This window comes from Neisseria sp. P0021.S005 (assembly GCF_051956955.1).
This window is the reverse complement of the sequence record NZ_JBQCWY010000637.1, coordinates 1-1,769: the sequence shown is the minus strand read 5'-3', so window position 1 is coordinate 1,769 and position 1,769 is coordinate 1. Positions and strand designations below refer to the sequence as shown.

Annotated in this window: 3 protein-coding genes; all 3 read right to left on the bottom strand. The window is 52.3% G+C overall.

What is annotated here, in order from left to right:
- Nucleotides 1-176: SemiSWEET family transporter (locus ACTHUE_RS17770; protein WP_440424082.1), on the bottom strand; the 176-nt coding region annotated here is incomplete at its 3' end.
- A 78-nt stretch (nt 177-254) separates the two neighbouring features.
- Entirely contained in the window at nt 255-512 is a 258-nt protein-coding gene (locus ACTHUE_RS17765) for a SemiSWEET family transporter (protein ID WP_049225703.1), read from the bottom strand.
- Between the two features lie 136 nt (nt 513-648).
- Nucleotides 649-1,769: glutamine-hydrolyzing carbamoyl-phosphate synthase small subunit (gene carA / locus ACTHUE_RS17760; RefSeq protein WP_440424081.1), on the bottom strand; the 1,121-nt coding region annotated here is incomplete at its 5' end.

Here is a 1,769-nt window from a genome sequence, read left to right as displayed (position 1 = left end):
TTCAAAAAGCCGTAGGCAAACCATAATGTGCAGTTGATGGCGGCGACGAGGGGTTGCAACGGCGAGCCGGGGTTGCCGGCAAGGTTGTTTTGGATTTGCGGGATATAAGAAACGTACATACCGACGCTGGCCAGGGTGGCGGTGACGGAAAGAATGTGCATTTGTTTTTCAGTCATTGGTTTTCCTTTCTGATTAGACGATTGGGTTTTCAGGCTGTACAGATGTTGATTTGCACAGGCCGTCTGAAAACTTCCTTAAAAACTAGTGATAAATGTAATCAAACCCAAAATAATGCCTGGGGCGTTTGCCAGTATGATGGGGTAGTCGCGTTTTTCTTTCAAAAAGCCGTAGGCAAACCATAATGTGCAGTTGATGGCGGCGACGAGGGGTTGCAACGGCGAGCCGGGGTTGCCGGCAAGGTTGTTTTGGATTTGCGGGATATAAGAAACGTACATACCGACGCCGGCCAGGGTGGCGGTGACGGAAAGAATGTGCATTTGTTTTTCAGTCATTGGTTTTCCTTTCTGATTAGACGATTGGGTTTTCAGGCTGTACAGATGTTGAGAGGGGGCTGAATTTATATTTTTGAAGTTTGGTTTTCAGACGGCCTGTTGTCGAGTTGAGTGTGGCCGTCTGAAAAAATCAGCTTTATTGTTTTGCTGCTTTGATATTGTCAATGAATTTGTCGAATAGATAGCCGACGTCTTGCGGGCCCGGGCTGGCTTCGGGGTGGCCTTGGAAGCAGAACACGGGTTTGTCTGTCAGCTCGATGCCTTGCAAGGTGTTGTCAAACAAGGATTTGTGGGTAATGCGTGCGTTGGCAGGCAAAGTGTCGGCATCGACGGCAAAACCGTGGTTTTGGCTGGTAATGACGACTTTGCCGCTGTCCAAATCTTGTACCGGGTGGTTGGCACCGTGATGGCTGAAGCGCATTTTCAGGGTTTTTGCGCCGATAGCGAGGCTGATCAGCTGGTGTCCCAAACAAATGCCGAAAATCGGTTTGCCGCTTTCCATCAGTTTTTGTACAGCTTTGATGGCGTAGTCGCAAGGCTCGGGGTCGCCGGGGCCGTTGGACAGGAATACGCCGTCAGGATTGAGTGCCAAGACGTCTTCCGCGCTGGTTTGCGCCGGAACGACGGTCAAGCGGCAGCCGCGTGAGGCGAGCATGCGCAGGATGTTGGTTTTGACACCGAAATCGTAGGCGACGACATGGTAAGGCTGTTCGGTAGGAGTAACGAAACCTTTGCCCAGCGCCCATTCGCCTTCGGTCCATTCGTAGGCTTCTGTGCAGGAAACTTCTTTTGCCAAATCTTTGCCGACCATGCTGCCGAATGCGGCAATCAGTTCTTGTGCTTTTTCAACGGTGGCATCCGCACCGGTCATGATCGCACCGCCTTGCGAGCCTTTTTCACGCAACAGGGTAGTCAGGCGGCGGGTATCGATATCGGCGATGGCGACGGTTTTGTTGCGTACCAAATAGTCGTGCAGGCTTTCGGATGCGCGGAAGTTGCTGTGCAGCAGCGGCAGGTCGCGGATAATCAAACCGGCGGCGTAAACGCAGCGGCTTTCTTCATCTTCGGCGTTGGTGCCGGTGTTGCCGATGTGTGGATAGGTGAGGGTAACGATTTGTTTGCAGTAGGACGGGTCGGTCAGGATTTCCTGATAGCCGGTCATGGAAGTGTTGAACACGACTTCGCCGGAAGTCGAACCTTCGTAACCGATTGATGTGCCGTGAAATACGCTGCCGTCAGCGAGAACGAGAAGAGCCG

Excerpts from the sequence above, each read along its gene's own strand:
- ACTHUE_RS17765 (WP_049225703.1), bottom strand. The coding sequence starts at position 512 with ATGACTGAAAAACAAATGCACATTCTTTCCGTCACCGCCACCCTGGCC.